The 18,758-nt window shown below is 39.6% G+C and carries 17 protein-coding genes and 1 other annotated feature; all 17 genes read left to right on the forward strand.

The window, feature by feature from the left end; genetic code table 11:
- Positions 1-18: 18 nt before the first annotated feature.
- The 17 genes from sigH (at position 19) to ABDZ91_RS06280 (ending at position 18,758) form a co-directional block, all read left to right on the forward strand.
- Entirely contained in the window at positions 19-678 is a 660-nt protein-coding gene (sigH, locus tag ABDZ91_RS06200) for an RNA polymerase sporulation sigma factor SigH (RefSeq protein WP_343797269.1), read from the forward strand.
- An 84-nt stretch (positions 679-762) separates the two neighbouring features.
- Positions 763-909: a 50S ribosomal protein L33 gene (rpmG, locus tag ABDZ91_RS06205; RefSeq protein WP_343797271.1), complete on the forward strand. Its 147-nt coding sequence runs from the start codon at positions 763-765 to the stop codon at positions 907-909.
- Between the two features lie 46 nt (positions 910-955).
- Positions 956-1,138 carry a preprotein translocase subunit SecE gene (gene secE / locus ABDZ91_RS06210; protein WP_343797273.1) on the forward strand — a complete coding sequence of 61 codons (183 nt, stop codon included), beginning with the start codon at positions 956-958 and terminating at the stop codon, positions 1,136-1,138.
- A 152-nt stretch (positions 1,139-1,290) separates the two neighbouring features.
- Positions 1,291-1,824 carry a transcription termination/antitermination protein NusG gene (gene nusG, locus ABDZ91_RS06215; protein WP_343797275.1) on the forward strand — a complete coding sequence of 178 codons (534 nt, stop codon included), beginning with the start codon at positions 1,291-1,293 and terminating at the stop codon, positions 1,822-1,824.
- Between the two features lie 168 nt (positions 1,825-1,992).
- On the forward strand, positions 1,993-2,418 hold the full coding sequence (gene rplK, locus ABDZ91_RS06220) for a 50S ribosomal protein L11 (protein ID WP_343797277.1): 426 nt from the start codon (positions 1,993-1,995) through the stop codon (positions 2,416-2,418).
- 105 nt (positions 2,419-2,523) lie between these two features.
- Complete coding sequence (gene rplA / locus ABDZ91_RS06225) at positions 2,524-3,225, forward strand: 50S ribosomal protein L1 (protein WP_343797279.1); 702 nt, start codon at positions 2,524-2,526, stop codon at positions 3,223-3,225.
- 42 nt (positions 3,226-3,267) lie between these two features.
- Positions 3,268-3,410, forward strand: a sequence feature (ribosomal protein L10 leader region).
- Between the two features lie 94 nt (positions 3,411-3,504).
- Positions 3,505-4,005 (forward strand): 50S ribosomal protein L10, encoded by a 501-nt coding sequence (rplJ, locus tag ABDZ91_RS06230; protein ID WP_343797281.1) that lies wholly within the window; start codon positions 3,505-3,507, stop codon positions 4,003-4,005.
- Positions 4,006-4,063: 58 nt separating this feature from the next.
- Entirely contained in the window at positions 4,064-4,426 is a 363-nt protein-coding gene (gene rplL / locus ABDZ91_RS06235; protein ID WP_343797283.1) for a 50S ribosomal protein L7/L12, read from the forward strand.
- 121 nt (positions 4,427-4,547) lie between these two features.
- Entirely contained in the window at positions 4,548-5,150 is a 603-nt protein-coding gene (locus ABDZ91_RS06240) for a class I SAM-dependent methyltransferase (RefSeq protein WP_343797285.1), read from the forward strand.
- 383 nt (positions 5,151-5,533) lie between these two features.
- On the forward strand, positions 5,534-9,094 hold the full coding sequence (rpoB, locus tag ABDZ91_RS06245) for a DNA-directed RNA polymerase subunit beta (RefSeq protein ID WP_343797287.1): 3,561 nt from the start codon (positions 5,534-5,536) through the stop codon (positions 9,092-9,094).
- A 47-nt stretch (positions 9,095-9,141) separates the two neighbouring features.
- On the forward strand, positions 9,142-12,744 hold the full coding sequence (gene rpoC, locus ABDZ91_RS06250; RefSeq protein ID WP_343797289.1) for a DNA-directed RNA polymerase subunit beta': 3,603 nt from the start codon (positions 9,142-9,144) through the stop codon (positions 12,742-12,744).
- A gap of 134 nt (positions 12,745-12,878) precedes the next feature.
- Entirely contained in the window at positions 12,879-13,133 is a 255-nt protein-coding gene (locus ABDZ91_RS06255) for a ribosomal L7Ae/L30e/S12e/Gadd45 family protein (RefSeq protein ID WP_343797291.1), read from the forward strand.
- Between the two features lie 111 nt (positions 13,134-13,244).
- Entirely contained in the window at positions 13,245-13,664 is a 420-nt protein-coding gene (gene rpsL, locus ABDZ91_RS06260) for a 30S ribosomal protein S12 (protein WP_343797298.1), read from the forward strand.
- Between the two features lie 41 nt (positions 13,665-13,705).
- Entirely contained in the window at positions 13,706-14,176 is a 471-nt protein-coding gene (rpsG, locus tag ABDZ91_RS06265) for a 30S ribosomal protein S7 (RefSeq protein ID WP_343797301.1), read from the forward strand.
- Between the two features lie 51 nt (positions 14,177-14,227).
- Positions 14,228-16,306, forward strand: a complete 2,079-nt coding sequence (fusA, locus tag ABDZ91_RS06270) for an elongation factor G (protein WP_343797303.1) — start codon at positions 14,228-14,230, stop codon at positions 16,304-16,306.
- A gap of 132 nt (positions 16,307-16,438) precedes the next feature.
- Entirely contained in the window at positions 16,439-17,629 is a 1,191-nt protein-coding gene (tuf, locus tag ABDZ91_RS06275; RefSeq protein ID WP_343797305.1) for an elongation factor Tu, read from the forward strand.
- A gap of 193 nt (positions 17,630-17,822) precedes the next feature.
- The gene (locus ABDZ91_RS06280) at positions 17,823-18,758 is read left to right on the forward strand and encodes an AAA family ATPase (protein WP_343797307.1); all 936 of its coding nucleotides are present in this window, start codon (positions 17,823-17,825) and stop codon (positions 18,756-18,758) included.

Below are 18,758 nucleotides of genomic sequence, written 5' to 3' on the forward strand. Positions count from 1 at the left end.
GTCGGGGGGAGCTAAAGGGTGAATTCGAACTTCGGGGAAAACCAACAAAGTGCTTACAAACAGTTAGAAGACGAAGAAATTGTGGACCTAGTGCATCAGGGGGAGAGCGAAGCGCTTGACTACCTAATCCAGAAGTACCGTAATTTTGTTAGAGCAAAGGCTAGATCCTATTTTTTAATTGGGGCAACAAAAGAGGATATCGTCCAAGAGGGGATGATTGGCCTCTATAAAGCTATTCGTGATTTTAAAGAGGACAAGCTTACTTCATTTAAAGCCTTTGCAGAACTTTGTATTACCAGGCAGATTATCACAGCGATTAAAACGGCTACAAGACAAAAGCATATACCGCTTAACTCATATGTATCGTTGGACAAGCCTATTTACGATGAGGAGTCAGACCGTACTTTGATGGATGTAATTTCAGGTGCTAAAATCATGGACCCGGAAGAGCTTATTATCAGTCAAGAAGAGTTTGATAATATCGAGGTTAAAATGTCTGAGATCCTAAGTGATTTAGAGCGAAAAGTCTTATCGCTTTACTTGGATGGACAGTCCTATCAAGAGATTTCAGAAGAGTTAAACAGGCATGTGAAATCAATAGATAATGCCCTTCAGCGGGTAAAACGGAAGCTTGAACGTTATTTAGAAATAAGGGAGATTACACATACTTCCACTTAGTGTACTCACACCTTAGTTTGACAAGTCTCTAGGACCGTGATAAAGTTTTAAAGACGTATAGACGAAATTAGGTGTTGATCTTTTATGACTAAAAGAATAGTTTTATCTTGTGCTGAATGTGGATCAAGAAACTATTCAACAGATAAAACTAAGCCGAGTGTTGAACGCTTAGAATTGAAGAAGTTTTGTAGCACATGTAATGCTCATACGATTCATAAGGAAACGAAATAATAGATTCTTTTGACTTGTTATAGATTTTCAGTTGGGGGTTAGCTTCATGCAAAGCGTAGTTGGTATCTTTCGTAATGTTGTAAGTGAAATGAAAAAGGTCAGCTGGCCTAAGAAAAAAGAGTTGACTCGATACACGATCACAGTACTTGTGACAGTAACTTTAGTTTCTCTTTATTTTGCTGTTGTAGACGTAGGAATCTCTTCAATTATTGACTTGATTCTTGAATAACTTGCTTTATTCAATGGTATAATGGTAAATATTAAGAAATGTGACAAGACCCGGTAACGGGTTTTTTCATTGTTTAAAAGAGTTTTTATACCGAATTTCGGGTTTCTTGATTTGATATTGAGTGGGGAGGGAAGGACAAGACGTCCACTTGCATGGAAAAGAATTGGTATGTTGTTCATACTTACTCTGGGTATGAAAATAAAGTAAAAGCAAATTTAGAAAAACGTGTTGAATCCATGGGAATGCAAGATAAGATTTTTCGCGTCATAGTTCCTGAAGAAGAAGAGACAGATATTAAGAATGGTAAGAAAAAAGTTGTAAAGAAGAAAGTGTTCCCTGGTTATGTGTTAGTTGAGCTTGTTATGACGGATGACTCTTGGTACGTAGTTCGAAATACGCCAGGAGTAACTGGGTTTGTAGGCTCGACAGGATCGGGGTCAAAACCAACTCCCCTATTACCGGATGAAGTAACATCAGTTTTAAAACAAATGGGACTTGAAGAAAAAAGAGTGGAAACTAATTTTGAAATTGGTGAAACGGTTAAGGTTAATGAAGGTCCATTTGCTAACTTTACAGGGTCTATTGAAGACTTAGATGCAGATAAGCAAAAGGTTAAAGTGTTAGTTAATATGTTTGGTAGAGAAACGCCTGTAGAGCTTAACTTTGGCCAAATTGATAAATTATAACGAAACGACTTGAAATCGACATTAAAAAGTGATAATATTTTTTAAGTCGGTGTGTCTATGGATTGATACAACCGTTATAACTAAGTTTTTATATGCTCATGAAGCATTGATAAGAGTGGGAGGGTTAAACCCTATTACCACATCACGGACTTTAAGGAGGTGTGTCTCGTGGCTAAAAAAGTAATTAAAGTTGTAAAGCTTCAAATTCCTGCGGCTAAAGCTAATCCAGCTCCGCCAGTAGGTCCTGCACTTGGTCAAGCTGGTGTTAATATCATGGGATTCTGTAAAGAATTTAATGCGCGTACAGCCGATCAAGCCGGCCTTATCATTCCAGTTGAAATTACGGTATTTGAAGACCGTTCATTTACATTCATTACGAAAACTCCGCCTGCTGCTGTCTTACTTAAGAAAGCTGCTGGTATTGAGTCTGGTTCTGGTGAACCAAACCGTAAAAAAGTAGCAACTGTTAAGCGTGATAAAGTTCGCGAAATTGCTGAAACAAAAATGCCTGACCTAAACGCAGCTGACGTTGAAGCAGCGATGCGCATGGTTGAAGGTACAGCCCGCAGCATGGGTATTGTGATCGAAGACTAATATGATACCTGTTTTTCACGGGGTTGCGAATCCTAGAATCGGACTCGCAACCTTTTTAGTGGGAGGTCTATCCGTTAAAACCACAAATGAGGAGGATTATATAAAATGGCTAAAAGAAGTAAAAAGTATCAAGATGCAGTAAAGCTTATCGACCGTACAAAAGCGTACGATGTTAACGAAGCTGTAGAACTAATTAAAAAGACTAGTTTCACTAAGTTTGATGCAACAGTTGAGGTGGCATTCCGTCTAGGGATTGACACTCGTAAAAACGATCAACAAATCCGTGGAGCAGTTGTTCTACCAAACGGAACTGGTAAAACTCAACGAGTGCTAGTTTTCGCTAAAGGTGAAAAACTGAAAGAAGCGGAAGCGGCTGGTGCTGATTACGTTGGTGATGCTGAATATATTAACAAAATCAACCAAGGTTGGTTTGAATTTGATGTAATCGTAGCTACACCTGATATGATGGGTGAAGTTGGTAAACTTGGTCGTGTATTAGGACCTAAAGGTTTAATGCCAAACCCTAAAACTGGTACTGTTACATTTGATGTTGACAGAGCGGTTAAAGAAATTAAAGCTGGTAAAGTAGAATACCGTGCTGACAAAGCTGGTATTGTGCATGTTCCAGTTGGAAAAATTTCATTCGATACAGATAAGTTAACTGAAAACTTCTCTACAATCTATGAAACAATCCTAAAAGCAAAACCTGCTGCAGCTAAAGGAACTTATGTGAAGAACGTAGCTATTACTTCTACAATGGGTCCTGGAGTGAAAGTAGATCCTGCGACAATCGCAGTTAAAAATTAATTTGACATTTTAAACAATCCCGATTATAATTCTAAGGGTTGTTAACAAAATACATTTATGCCGTAGACAGTAGGTGCCCTTGAGGCTTAATTTCCTACCGAGGTGTTAAGATCGTATAGAGCTTTTTTAGTATGATTCTTACAGCCTCCATGTCTACTGGATGTGGAGGCTTTTCTCGTGAATTTGGTTGGCGTTCTCTTGGTTAGATGATATCTGGCCTCGGTCGTCTTCCGCTTTTCGATTCGGTATGAATGTAACCATTCTACAGGAGGTGGCAGAATGAGCAGTGCAATTGAGCAAAAGAAACTAATCGTAGACGAAATTACTGATAAACTTAAATCTAGCGTATCTACAGTAGTAGTAGATTACCGTGGACTTAACGTTGCTGAGGTAACAGAACTTCGTAAACAACTGCGTGATGCCGGAGTTGAGTTCAAAGTCTACAAAAACACACTAACTCGCCGTGCTGCAGAAGCAGCTGAGCTTTCAGGTTTAAACGATGCTCTTTTAGGACCAAACGCAATTGCGTTCAGTTCTGAAGATGTTGTGGCTCCTGCGAAGATTCTAAACGACTTTGCTAAAAAGCATGATGCGTTAGAAATCAAAGCTGGTGTGATTGAAGGAAACATTGCAACTGTTGAGGAAGTTAAAGCACTTGCAGAACTTCCATCTCGCGAAGGTTTACTTTCAATGTTGCTTAGCGTACTTCAAGCTCCAATGCGTAACTTTGCATTGGCAACTAAAGCAGTTGCTGATCAAAAAGAAGAGCAAGGTGCTTAATCTCGAAAGAATGATATACATTTAAAAAACACAAACAAAGATTAGGAGGAAATATCTCATGACTAAAGAACAAATCATTGAAGCGGTTAAAAATATGACTGTTTTAGAATTAAACGACTTAGTAAAAGCTATCGAAGAAGAATTTGGTGTAACTGCTGCTGCTCCTGTAGCTGTTGCTGCTGGTGGTGCTGGTGAAGCTGCTGCTGAAAAGACTGAATTTGATGTAGTACTTGCTGATGCTGGTGCTCAAAAAATCAAGGTTATCAAAGTGGTTCGCGAAATCACTGGTCTTGGTCTTAAAGAAGCAAAAGAACTTGTTGACAACACTCCAAAAGCTCTTAAAGAAGGAATTTCTAAAGAGGAAGCTGAAGAACTTAAAGCTAAGCTTGAAGAAGTTGGAGCTGGCGTAGAAGTTAAGTAATAAGATGAAGTTAAGCCCGCGCTAGTGCGGGCTTTTCTTTACTTTCTTTTTTATAGTTAATCAAGGTTCCCTCTTATTACCCACATATCTTCTTCAGCTAAAGCTTCAAGGAGGCGATAACGTGACAAACCATTATTATTCAAAAAAACCAGATGTTGAAAGTAATCGCACTTCGATCACGTTTAGTTTGAATGAAAGGTCAATTCGTCTTACAACAGATGCAGGTGTTTTTTCTAAAAAAGAGGTTGATTTCGGCACTAGAACATTACTGGAAGCCTTTGAACCTCCGTCTGTTCACGGTGACTTCTTAGATGTTGGCTGTGGATATGGTCCAATCGGCATCTCTCTTGCATTACAGTTTCCTGATAAATTGATACATATGATTGATGTTAATGAACGAGCAATTCAATTGGCCACAGAAAATGCGAAAGTTAATAATGTGGAAAATGTAGTTATTTATGAAAGTGATGGATTTAATTCTGTAAAGTCTAATGAATTTGCTGCAATATTAACCAATCCTCCGATTCGTGCTGGAAAGAAAGTGGTGCACGATATATTGATTCGAAGTCACGCTCATCTAGTGCATGAAGGTGAGTTATGGGTTGTGATCCAGAAAAAACAAGGGGCGCCATCAGCGAAAGAGAAATTAGAGGAATTGTTTGACGAAGTTGAGGTTGTCCAAAAAAATAAAGGATATTTTATATTAAGAGCCATTAAGCGTTGACCCAGTATTAGGACTATGTTATTATTGTAAAATGCCAATATATTATTAGTGCCAGTATGCTCATTTTGTGTTATGTTCTTGAAGTTTAATGAACATAATATTATTTTAGTTTTTTGACGTTTTCTAGTATATGGTACGAATAATATGGAAAGCATAACAAAATAATAGGTCTTTTTGTTGAAAAATAAGGTTTTCAAAGGTGAAACCCTTTTTCTTTTTGTCTTGTGAAACACAGTTTGTGTACATCCAAGACTTTATATAAATAATTGTAATATGTTTTTTGAAGTTTTTCTAGTAGAGCTTTACTTAATGGGCATCAAGATGTTTACATAGAGGGCTTTACAACAGTATTTCTACACTACGTATATTGAGGGGTGAAACAGTTGACAGGTCAACTAGTTCAGTATGGACGACACCGCCAGCGTAAAAGCTTTGCTCGAATTAGCGAAGTGCTTGAGTTACCAAACCTTATTGAGATTCAAACAGCTTCTTACGATTGGTTCTTAGAAGAAGGTTTGAGAGAAATGTTTCAAGATATTTCTCCAATTGAGGACTTTACTGGCAACCTATCTCTTGAGTTCATTGATTACAGTCTAGGTGAGCCGAAGTATTCTGTGGAGGAGTCTAAGGAGAGGGATGTTACCTTTTCAGCTCCACTTCGTGTGAAGGTTCGTCTGGTGAATAAAGAAACAGGCGAAGTAAAAGACCAAGATGTGTTTATGGGTGATTTCCCACTTATGACAGACACAGGGACATTTGTGATCAATGGTGCAGAGCGTGTTATTGTTTCACAATTAGTTCGTTCCCCAAGTGTTTACTATAATGGGAAGCTTGATAAAAACGGTAAAAAAGGGTTTACTGCTACCGTTATTCCTAACCGTGGTGCATGGTTAGAGTATGAAACAGATGCTAAAGATGTAGTTTATGTACGTATTGACCGTACTCGTAAGCTTCCTGTATCTGTTCTTCTTCGTGCCCTTGGATTTGGTTCTGATCAAGAAATTATCGACCTTATTGGCGATAACGAATATATTCGGAACACCCTAGAGAAAGACAATACTGAAAACACGGATAAGGCGTTATTAGAAATCTATGAGCGTCTACGTCCAGGTGAACCACCAACAGTGGATAATGCAAAGAGTCTATTAGTTTCAAGGTTCTTTGATCCAAAGAGATACGATTTGGCTAATGTGGGACGTTACAAAATTAATAAGAAACTGCACATTAAAAATCGTTTGTTTGGGCAAAGGTTAGCTGAAACTTTAGCTGACCCTGAAACAGGTGAGATTATTGCGGAAAAAGGTACTGTATTAGAAAGACGTACTCTTGATCGTATTATTCCTTACCTAGAGAAAGGTGTTGGTTTCACAACTTTCCAACCTACTGGTGGAGTTGTAGAAGACGAAATACTTTCTCAATCTATAAAAATTTATGCTCCTAATGATGAAGGAGAAAAGGTTATTAACGTTCTCGGAAATGCGTATGTAGAAGAGAGCATTAAGAACATCACTCCAGCTGATATCATTGCATCTATCAGTTACTTCTTTAACTTGTTGCATGGTGTTGGAGATACAGATGATATCGACCACTTAGGAAATCGTCGTCTGCGTTCAGTAGGAGAATTACTTCAAAACCAGTTTAGAATTGGTTTATCAAGAATGGAACGTGTCGTTCGTGAACGAATGTCCATTCAAGATACAGCAACAATTACTCCGCAACAACTGATTAATATCCGTCCAGTTATTGCGTCTATAAAGGAATTTTTCGGAAGCTCTCAGCTTTCTCAATTCATGGATCAGACGAACCCATTAGCTGAGTTGACTCACAAAAGACGTTTGTCTGCTCTTGGACCTGGTGGTTTAACTCGTGAACGCGCAGGCTTTGAAGTACGTGATGTTCACTATTCCCACTACGGCCGTATGTGTCCGATTGAGACTCCGGAAGGTCCAAACATTGGTTTGATCAACTCGCTTTCATCATTTGCGAAGGTAAATCGTTTTGGATTCATCGAGACGCCATACCGTCGTATTGATCCTGAAACAGGAAAAGTTACTTCTCAAATTGACTATTTAACAGCCGATGAAGAAGATAACTATGTAGTCGCTCAGGCGAATGCTCGCTTAAGTGATGATGGGTCATTTATTGATGAAGAAGTTGTAGCAAGATTCCGTGGTGAAAACACAGTTATTAAGAGAGAACGTTTAGATTACATGGATGTATCTCCTAAACAAGTTGTTTCTGCTGCGACTGCTTGTATTCCGTTCTTAGAAAATGATGACTCAAACCGCGCTCTAATGGGAGCGAACATGCAACGACAAGCTGTTCCGTTGTTACAACCTGAGTCTCCAATTGTTGGTACAGGGATGGAATATGTTTCTGCTAAAGACTCTGGTGCTGCTGTGATCTGTAAGCACGAGGGAATTGTTGAATATGTTGAAGCCAAACAAGTTTGGGTACGTAGAATTGAAGTTGTGGATGGTCAAGAAATTAAAGGTGACCTAGATAAATATAGAATGCAAAAATTCATCCGTTCTAACCAAGGTACATGTTACAACCAACGTCCAATTGTTAGTGTTGGAGACCGCGTTACCAAAGGAGAAATCCTTGCTGATGGCCCTTCTATGGAAAAGGGAGAGCTTGCATTAGGTCGAAATGTAATGGTTGGCTTCATGACTTGGGATGGTTATAACTATGAGGATGCTATCATCATGAGTGAAAGACTTGTGAAGGATGATGTTTATACATCTATTCACATTGAAGAATATGAGTCTGAGTCTAGAGATACGAAGCTTGGACCAGAAGAAATAACTCGTGACATTCCGAATGTCGGTGAAGATGCACTGCGCAACCTAGATGAACGCGGAATTATCCGTATAGGTGCGGAAGTTAAAGATGGTGACTTATTAGTTGGTAAAGTAACACCAAAAGGGGTTACAGAACTAACGGCAGAAGAGCGCCTACTACACGCAATTTTTGGTGAAAAAGCACGTGAAGTTAGAGATACATCCTTGCGTGTACCTCACGGTGGTGGAGGAATCATCCTTGATGTTAAGGTATTTAACAGAGAAGATGGAGACGAGTTACCACCAGGAGTTAACCAATTAGTACGAGTGTTTATCGTTCAAAAACGTAAAATTCATGAAGGAGATAAAATGGCGGGTCGTCACGGTAACAAAGGGGTTATCTCCCGTATTTTACCGGAAGAAGATATGCCATATTTACCAGATGGTACTCCGATTGATATCATGTTAAACCCATTAGGGGTTCCTTCACGTATGAACATCGGGCAAGTACTAGAGTTGCACTTAGGAATGGCGGCTAGAAAGCTTGGAATCCATGTTGCTTCTCCAGTATTTGATGGTGCTCGCGAGGAAGATGTATGGTCCACAATTGAAGAAGCTGGAATGGCACGTGATGCGAAGACAGTTCTTTATGATGGCCGTACTGGTGAACCTTTTGATAACCGAGTATCTGTCGGTATCATGTATATGATTAAACTAGCCCACATGGTTGATGACAAACTTCATGCTCGTTCAACTGGGCCATACTCACTGGTTACTCAACAACCACTTGGTGGTAAGGCTCAATTTGGTGGACAGCGTTTCGGTGAGATGGAGGTATGGGCACTTGAAGCTTATGGTGCTGCTTATACTCTACAAGAAATCCTTACTGTAAAATCGGATGATGTTGTAGGCCGTGTTAAGACTTATGAAGCGATTGTCAAAGGCGATAATGTTCCAGAACCAGGTGTTCCTGAATCCTTTAAAGTACTAATGAAAGAACTTCAAAGCTTAGGAATGGATGTAAAAATCTTGTCTAGTGATGATCAGGAAATTGAAATGCGTGATTTAGAAGATGAAGAGGAAGCACAACAATCTGAGTCTTTAACCATTTCACCTGAGAGCGGGCAACAAGAAACAGAAACAGTTGGAACAAAAGAGTAGTTTCTACGGAAGGTGCGAACCTGAGACGAAAAAGGGAGGTAGACCCCTTGTTGGATGTCAATAATTTTGAGTATATGAAAATAGGTCTTGCTTCACCAGATAAAATCCGTTCATGGTCATTTGGAGAAGTAAAAAAACCTGAAACGATTAACTATCGTACGTTAAAACCAGAAAAGGATGGTCTTTTCTGTGAAAGAATCTTTGGCCCACAAAAAGACTGGGAATGTCATTGTGGAAAATATAAAAGAGTACGCTACAAAGGGGTCGTTTGTGACCGCTGTGGCGTTGAAGTAACACGGGCAAAGGTACGTCGTGAGCGCATGGGTCATATTGAGCTTGCGGCTCCTGTTTCCCATATTTGGTATTTCAAAGGTATCCCGAGCCGTATGGGTCTAGTGCTAGATATGTCACCGCGTGCTTTAGAAGAAGTCATCTATTTCGCATCTTATGTTGTAACAGATGCAGGGGATACTGCGCTTGAGAAGAAACAATTATTGTCTGAAAAAGAATTTCGTGCATACCGTGAGAAGTACGGGAACAAGTTCCAGGCTTCAATGGGTGCTGAATCTATCAAGAAATTACTTCAAGATATTGATCTAGATAAAGAAGTTGAAACTCTTAAAGAAGAGTTGAAAGTTGCTCAAGGACAAAGAAGAACTCGTGCTATCAAGAGACTAGAAGTTCTTGAAGCATTTAGAAACTCTGGAAATGACCCATCTTGGATGATTTTGGATGTTCTTCCGGTGATTCCGCCAGAACTTCGTCCGATGGTTCAATTAGATGGTGGTCGTTTCGCAACTTCTGACTTAAACGATTTATATCGTCGTGTTATTAACAGAAACAACCGTTTAAAACGTCTTCTTGACTTAGGTGCTCCAAGCATCATCGTTCAAAACGAAAAACGTATGCTTCAAGAGGCGGTTGACGCATTGATTGATAACGGTCGTCGTGGCCGTCCTGTAACTGGACCAGGAAACCGACCACTAAAGTCACTATCTCATATGCTTAAAGGTAAGCAGGGGCGTTTCCGTCAAAACTTACTTGGTAAGCGTGTTGACTATTCTGGTCGTTCTGTAATTGTCGTTGGTCCAAACTTAAAGATGTACCAATGTGGTCTTCCTAAGGAAATGGCGCTTGAACTATTTAAGCCATTTGTTATGAAAGAGCTTGTTGAAAAAGGGCTTGCTCATAACATTAAATCGGCTAAAAGAAAAATTGAGCGTATTCATCCTGAAGTATGGGATGTCTTAGAAGAAGTTATTAGAGAACATCCAGTTCTATTAAACCGTGCACCAACTCTTCACAGATTAGGAATTCAAGCCTTTGAGCCAACACTAGTGGAAGGTAGAGCTATTCGTCTACACCCTCTAGTATGTACGGCATACAATGCCGACTTTGATGGTGACCAAATGGCTGTTCACGTTCCTTTATCTGCGGAAGCTCAAGCAGAGGCTAGAATTTTAATGCTTGCTGCACAAAACATCCTGAACCCTAAAGATGGTAAGCCAGTAGTAACTCCGTCTCAAGATATGGTTTTGGGTAACTACTACCTAACTTTAGAGCGTGAAGATGCGATTGGTGAAGGTATGGTGTTTAAGGATCCGAATGAAGCCTTAGTAGCTTATCAAAATGGTTATGTACACCTACATACACGTGTAGCCGTACATGCCGGTTCCTTAAATAACCAATCATTCACGGAAGAGCAAAACAAGATGTTGTTAATTACGACAGTTGGTAAAATTATCTTTAATGAAATTTTACCGGACTCTTTCCCTTATATGAATGAACCATCTAAGGTTAATCTTGTTGAGAAGACGCCTGAGAAATACTTTGTACCGGCAACTTCAAACGTAAAAGAGGTTATCCAACAGCAAGAACTAATTGCTCCATTTAAAAAAGGTTTCTTAGGTAATATCATTGCTGAAGTGTTTAAGCGATTCAAAATCACTGAAACATCTAAGATGCTTGATCGCATGAAAGATTTAGGATTTAAGTATTCTACTAAAGCAGGTATTACAATAGGTATCGCTGATATCGTAGTTCTTGGTGAAAAAGAAGAAATCTTAACAGAAGCTCAAACAAAAGTTGATAACGTTATGAAGCAGTTTAAGCGTGGCTTAATCACAGAAGATGAGAGATATGACCGTGTTATCTCCATCTGGAGTGCTGCAAAAGACGATATTCAAGGTAAACTGATGAAAACTCTTCACAGATTGAATCCAATCTTTATGATGAGTGACTCTGGTGCCCGTGGTAATGCTTCAAACTTTACACAGCTTGCAGGTATGCGTGGTCTTATGGCCAACCCAGCTGGTAGGATTATTGAGTTACCGATCAAGTCAAGTTTCCGTGAAGGCTTAACCGTATTAGAGTACTTTATCTCTACACATGGTGCTCGTAAAGGTCTTGCTGATACAGCCCTTAAGACGGCTGACTCAGGTTACTTAACTCGTCGTCTGGTAGATGTGGCTCAAGATGTTATTGTACGTGAAGATGATTGTGGAACTGACCGTGGCTTACAGGTATCATCATTAAAAGATGGTACAGAAGTAGTCGAACCACTAGAAGAACGCCTTGTTGGTCGTTATGCTCGTAAATCCATTAAACATCCTGAAACAAAAGAAATTATGGTTCAGGAAAATGAAATTATTACAGAAGACCTTGCTAGAGAAATTGTAGAAGCTGGGATTGAATCAGTATGGATTCGCTCCGCATTTACATGTAACACTCGACATGGTGTATGTAAGAAATGTTATGGTCAAAACCTTGCAACAGGAGAACAAGTTGAAGTTGGGGAAGCAGTTGGTATTATCGCTGCACAATCTATTGGTGAACCAGGAACACAGCTTACAATGCGTACGTTCCACACTGGTGGGGTAGCAGGAGACGATATCACACAAGGTTTACCTCGTATTCAAGAATTATTTGAAGCTCGTAATCCAAAAGGTCAAGCTGTAATCTCTGAAATTGATGGCGTCGTTACAGCGATCAATGAAGCAAGAGACCGCCAACAAGAAATTGTTGTCCAAGGTAATGTTGAAACCAGAACATATTTAACTCCATATACTGCCCGCTTGAAAGTAGCTGTAAATGATCGCGTAGAGGCTGGTACAGTACTGACAGAAGGTTCAATCGATCCGAAGGAACTTCTTAAAGTGAAAGATGTCTCTGCAGTTCAAGAGTACTTGCTGCTTGAAGTTCAAAAAGTATACCGTATGCAAGGGGTAGAAATTGGCGACAAACACGTAGAAGTAATGGTAAGACAAATGCTACGTAAAGTACGAGTAATTGATGCGGGGGATACAGATGTATTACCAGGTTCATTACTGGATATCCATCAATTCACAGATGCTAACCAAAAAGCATTGCTTGAAGGGAAATATCCAGCTACTGGACGCCCAGTTCTACTTGGAATTACGAAAGCATCTCTTGAAACGGACTCCTTCTTATCAGCCGCATCCTTCCAGGAGACGACTCGTGTCCTAACAGATGCTGCGATAAAAGGAAAACGTGACGAGTTACTAGGTCTGAAAGAGAATGTAATTATTGGTAAGTTGGTTCCAGCAGGAACAGGTATGCAACGCTATCGCAAATCGGCTCCTGAAATTGTAGAGGAACAACCAGCTGATGATCCAGTAAGTGTACAATAATAGTAAGTGGCCTGACTGTTAATTCAGCCAGGCCACTTATGAAATTTTTATTTCTATTGTTGACACTATATTTTCAAGATGGTATTATAGCAAAGGTGCTTCTTACGAAATTGATGCTTTGGAGGAAACTTTAAGTGTCTTATGAAAAAGTATCAAAGGCAAAACAAATTGTCGTAGGAACAAAGCAAACAGTGAAAGCCATTCAAAAAGGTAATGTCGTAGAAGTATTTGTAGCTATTGACGCGGATCAACTAATCGTTAATCCTGTCATAGATTCTGCAAAACAACACGATGTCCCGATTGAATACGTTCAATCAAAAAATGAGCTTGGAAAAGCTTGTGGGATTGATGTATTGGCTAGTGCTGTTGGGATTATTAGAGAGAAGTGAATGTTGCAATAACATGTTGCAATCTTTTCTTTTGTCCAAAAAATGAACCACCTGGATGTGTGGGATTAGATTTTGGACTTAGATTACGAATTAGGAAGGGAGGATAATTACATGCCTACTATTAACCAACTAGTACGCAAGCCGCGTAAAACGAAAGAAGAAAAATCTAAATCTCCAGCGCTTAACAAAGGTTATAACAGCTTTAAAAAGTCACAAACTAACCTTTCATCACCACAAAAGCGTGGAGTATGTACGCGTGTTGGTACAATGACACCGAAAAAACCGAACTCAGCGTTACGTAAATATGCGCGTGTTCGTTTAACAAACGGAATCGAGGTAACAGCATATATTCCTGGTATTGGGCACAACCTTCAAGAACACAGTGTAGTATTGATTCGTGGAGGACGTGTAAAAGACTTACCAGGGGTACGTTATCACATCGTTCGTGGTGCTCTTGATACTGCTGGTGTTAACGATCGTATGCAAGGTCGTTCTAAATACGGTACTAAGAGACCAAAAGTTAAAAAATAATAGACTTAATTATAATCACTTCATCGAAAGGAGGATACATCATGCCACGTAAAGGACCTGTAGCTAAGAGAGATGTATTACCAGATCCAATTTATAATTCAAAGCTCGTTACTCGTCTAATCAACAAAATGATGCTTGACGGTAAAAGAGGTAAATCACAAAAGATTCTTTATTCAGCTTTTGAACTAATCCAAGAACGTACAGGTAAAGAGCCTATGGAGGTTTTCGACCAAGCTCTTAAGAACATCATGCCTGTTCTTGAAGTACGTGCACGTCGTGTCGGTGGTTCAAACTATCAAGTACCTGTAGAAGTTCGTCCAGACCGTCGTACAACACTTGGTTTACGTTGGTTAGTAAACTATGCACGTCTTCGCGGAGAAAAAACTATGGAAGAGCGTCTAGCTAATGAAATTCTTGATGCTGCTAACAACACTGGTGCAGCAGTTAAGAAGCGTGAAGACACTCATAAGATGGCTGAAGCTAACAAAGCATTTGCTCACTATCGTTGGTAAAATCAAACTAAACATTAAACTATTAAACATAATAGGAAGGAGAAAGACTAAATGGCCAGAGAGTTCTCCTTAGAAAATACGCGTAATATTGGGATCATGGCTCATATCGATGCTGGTAAAACAACAACTACTGAGCGTGTTCTTTATTACACTGGTCGTATTCACAAGATTGGTGAAACTCATGAAGGTGCATCTCAGATGGACTGGATGGAGCAAGAACAAGAACGTGGTATCACAATTACATCTGCAGCAACAACTGCACAATGGAAAGGTCACCGCGTAAACATTATCGATACACCAGGACACGTAGACTTCACAGTTGAAGTTGAACGTTCTCTACGTGTATTAGATGGTGCAGTTGCTGTTCTTGATGCTCAATCAGGTGTTGAACCTCAAACTGAAACAGTTTGGCGTCAAGCGACTACTTATGGAGTACCACGTGTTGTGTTTGTAAACAAAATGGATAAAATTGGTGCAGACTTCTTGTACTCACTAAGCACACTTCATGACCGTTTACAAGCTAACGCTGCAGCAATCCAATTACCTATTGGTGCTGAAGATCAATTCGAAGGTATCATTGACCTAGTTGAAATGAATGCTACATTCTATGGTAACGACTTAGGTACAGATATCGAAACTCGTGAAATTCCTGCTGAATACATGGATCAAGCTGAAGAGTACCGTGAAAAGCTAATTGAAGCGGTAGCTGAACTTGATGAAGAATTAATGGAAAAGTACCTAGGTGGAGAAGAAATCTCCAAAGAAGAGCTTAAAGCAGCTATTCGTAAAGGTACTGTAAACGTTGAATTCTATCCAGTAATCTGTGGTTCTGCATTTAAAAACAAAGGTGTTCAAAAAATGCTTGATGCAGTTATCGACTACCTTCCATCTCCACTGGATGTTCCTTCTATTAAAGGTACTCTACCAGATTCAGATGAAGCAGTTGAGCGTCATGCAGATGACAATGAACCGTTCTCAGCTTTAGCATTTAAAGTTATGACTGATCCTTATGTTGGTAAGCTTACATTCTTCCGTGTGTATTCTGGTACATTGAGCTCAGGTTCATATGTACAAAACTCAACAAAAGGTAAGCGTGAGCGTGTTGGTCGTATCCTTCAAATGCACGCAAACTCTCGTGAAGAGATTTCAACTGTATACGCAGGGGATATTGCTGCAGCAGTTGGATTGAAAGATACTACTACTGGTGATACTCTATGTGAGGAAAAGAACCTAGTTATCTTAGAATCAATGGAATTCCCAGAGCCAGTTATCTCACTTTCAATTGAACCAAAATCTAAAGCTGACCAAGATAAAATGACTACAGCTCTTCAAAAGCTTCAAGAAGAAGATCCAACATTCCGCGCTCATACTGACCAGGAAACTGGACAAGTTATCATCGCTGGAATGGGAGAGCTACACTTAGATATCCTTGTTGACCGTATGCGTCGTGAATTCAAGGTAGAAGCTAACGTGGGTGCACCACAGGTAGCTTACCGTGAAACATTCCGTAATACTGCACAAGTTGAGGGTAAATTTGCTCGTCAATCTGGTGGTCGTGGTCAATTCGGTCACGTTTGGATTGAATTCGCTCCAAACGAAGAAGGTAAAGGATTTGAATTTGAAAATGCTATCGTCGGTGGGGTTGTTCCTCGTGAATACATCCCTGCAGTTCAAGCTGGTCTTGAAGATGCTCTAGAAAGAGGGGTTCTTGCAGGATTCCCACTAGTTGACGTTAAAGCTAAATTATTTGATGGATCTTACCATGATGTAGACTCCAGTGAAATGGCGTTTAAAATTGCTGCTTCTATGGCACTTAAGAACGCTGCTTCAAAATGTAACCCAGTAATTCTTGAGCCTGTTATGAAGGTTGAAGTAGTTATTCCTGAGGAATACATGGGAGATATTATGGGTGATGTTACTTCTCGTCGTGGACGTGTAGAAGGTATGGAAGCTCGTGGTAACGCACAAGTTGTTCGTGCTATGGTTCCACTATCTGAAATGTTCGGATATGCAACTTCTTTACGTTCTAATACACAAGGTCGTGGTACATTCTCTATGCACTTCGATCACTACGAAGAAGTACCAAAGTCTATTTCTGAAGAAATTATTAAAAAACATAAAGGTGAATAATTGATTTCACCTTTATGTTGAAGTATAACTACTTATATAAGCTATGGTTGCTATGAAAATGGGGCCCCATTTTCATAGACCATACTATATATTCCAAAAATACTTACTTTAAAATCTAAGGAGGAAATCCTAATGGGTAAAGCTAAATTTGATCGCTCTAAGCCACACGTTAACATTGGTACAATCGGACACGTTGACCATGGTAAAACTACTTTAACTGCTGCTATCACTAACGTTCTTTTCAAAAAGTTCGGAACTGGTGAAGCGCGTGCGTACGACCAAATCGATGGTGCACCAGAAGAAAGAGAGCGTGGAATCACAATCTCTACTGCACACGTTGAGTATGAAACTGCAAATCGTCACTATGCACACGTTGACTGCCCAGGACATGCTGACTACGTTAAGAACATGATCACTGGTGCTGCACAAATGGACGGTGGTATCCTAGTAGTATCTGCTGCTGATGGTCCAATGCCACAAACTCGTGAGCACATTCTTCTTTCTCGTCAAGTAGGTGTTCCTTACCTAGTTGTATTCATGAACAAATGTGACATGGTAGACGACGAAGAACTACTTGAATTAGTAGAAATGGAAGTTCGTGACCTTCTTTCTGAGTATGACTTCCCAGGTGATGACATTCCTGTAATTAAAGGTTCTGCTCTTAAAGCTCTTGAAGGAGATGCTGAGTGGGAAGAAAAAATCTTCGAACTTATGGACGCTGTTGATGAGTACGTTCCAACTCCAGAACGTGACACTGAAAAGCCATTCATGATGCCAGTAGAGGATGTATTCTCTATCACTGGTCGTGGTACTGTTGCTACAGGTCGTGTTGAGCGTGGACAAGTAAAAGTTGGTGACGAAATCGAAATCATCGGTCTTGAAGAAGAGCCTAAGAAAACAACTGTAACTGGTGTTGAAATGTTCCGTAAGCTTCTTGACTATGCAGAAGCTGGAGACAACATTGGTGCACTTCTTCGTGGGGTTTCTCGTGACGATGTACAACGTGGTCAAGTACTAGCTAAGCCTGGTACTATCACTCCACACACTAACTTCAAAGCTGAAGTTTACGTTTTATCTAAAGAAGAAGGTGGACGTCATACTCCATTCTTCTCTAACTATCGCCCACAGTTCTACTTCCGTACAACTGACGTAACAGGAATCATTCACCTTCCTGAAGGAGTAGAAATGGTAATGCCTGGTGATAACGTTGAGATGACTGTTGAGCTTATCGCTCCTATCGCTATCGAAGAAGGTACTAAGTTCTCTATCCGTGAGGGTGGACGTACTGTAGGTGCTGGTGTCGTAGCTACTATCCAAAAATAATAATTTTTTCTAAAAAGCCATCGCTCTAAGCGATGGCTTTTTTTATGTTTTTTCTTTCTGCCATATTTGAAATTTGTAATGGAATCTGTTGCCTAGTTCATGTATGATGACAATATTCAGATTTATTTTGAAACTTTTTACCTATATCTATCGTTAAATAAAATAAAAAGTTTAAAATAGGGGGTTATTTTATATGACAGCTTTATTAGAAATTAAGAGGAACATTGAGAAAGTAATAATTGGCCAAGAAGAGGTAACAGATCTAATGCTAATCTCTCTATTAAACCAAGGGCATGTTCTACTCGAAAGTGTTCCGGGGACAGGAAAAACCATGTTGGCCAAAACATTTGCGAAATCAATAGATAGTGATTTCAAAAGAATACAATTCACTCCGGATGTTCTACCAAGTGACATTGTAGGTATTCGTTTCTATAACCCTAAGACGCAAGATTTCCAGCTTCATTATGGGCCGGTCATGACAAACATCCTGCTTGCGGATGAAATTAACCGTGCTACTCCTAAGACACAGTCCAGCTTACTAGAAGTGATGGAAGAAAGACAAGTAACTATTGATGGAGAGACTCATCGACTACCATCACCATTTATGGTAATTGCAACACAGAATCCAGTTGAATCACAACAGGGTACATTTAGTTTGCCAACAGCCCAATTAGATAGATTCTTCATGAAAATTGAAATTGGATATCCTAACATTGAAGCTGAAAAGGATATCATTAAGAAACATCTAAGGGATGAACCTATTAACCAAGTCAGTGCTGTATTTAATCCAAACGAATTAGTTGAGATTCGCGAGCAGCTTAAGAAAGTTAAAATCTCAGAAACAATAGAAAATTATATATTAGAAATTGTGGCTGAGACGAGAAATAACCCATCTATTGAATTAGGAGTGAGCCCACGGGGTACTTTAGCATTATTTAGAGCTGCTCAAGGATTTGCATTCTTAGATGGAAGAGACTACGTAAAACCAGAAGATGTTAAGAAATCAGTTTATCCAGTTTTGACTCATAGAATCCTATTATCATCTGAGGCATACATGACCTATTCCTCTAAACAAGTGATAGAGGAAATATTAAAGAATATTGTAGTTCCGGTTGAAGCCGGGGTTTAA

The sequence above is a fragment of the Bacillus carboniphilus genome (assembly GCF_039522365.1).
Lineage (GTDB): Bacteria > Bacillota > Bacilli > Bacillales > JC228 > Bacillus_BF > Bacillus_BF carboniphilus.

Excerpts from the sequence above, each read along its gene's own strand:
- secE (WP_343797273.1), top strand. The coding sequence starts at position 956 with ATGCAAAGCGTAGTTGGTATCTTTCGTAATGTTGTAAGTGAAATGAAA.
- rpsL (WP_343797298.1), top strand. The coding sequence starts at position 13,245 with ATGCCTACTATTAACCAACTAGTACGCAAGCCGCGTAAAACGAAAGAA.
- nusG (WP_343797275.1), top strand. The coding sequence starts at position 1,291 with ATGGAAAAGAATTGGTATGTTGTTCATACTTACTCTGGGTATGAAAAT.
- rplJ (WP_343797281.1), top strand. The coding sequence starts at position 3,505 with ATGAGCAGTGCAATTGAGCAAAAGAAACTAATCGTAGACGAAATTACT.
- ABDZ91_RS06280 (WP_343797307.1), top strand. The coding sequence starts at position 17,823 with ATGACAGCTTTATTAGAAATTAAGAGGAACATTGAGAAAGTAATAATT.
- rpsG (WP_343797301.1), top strand. The coding sequence starts at position 13,706 with ATGCCACGTAAAGGACCTGTAGCTAAGAGAGATGTATTACCAGATCCA.
- rplL (WP_343797283.1), top strand. The coding sequence starts at position 4,064 with ATGACTAAAGAACAAATCATTGAAGCGGTTAAAAATATGACTGTTTTA.
- rpmG (WP_343797271.1), top strand. The coding sequence starts at position 763 with ATGACTAAAAGAATAGTTTTATCTTGTGCTGAATGTGGATCAAGAAAC.
- tuf (WP_343797305.1), top strand. The coding sequence starts at position 16,439 with ATGGGTAAAGCTAAATTTGATCGCTCTAAGCCACACGTTAACATTGGT.
- fusA (WP_343797303.1), top strand. The coding sequence starts at position 14,228 with ATGGCCAGAGAGTTCTCCTTAGAAAATACGCGTAATATTGGGATCATG.
- rplA (WP_343797279.1), top strand. The coding sequence starts at position 2,524 with ATGGCTAAAAGAAGTAAAAAGTATCAAGATGCAGTAAAGCTTATCGAC.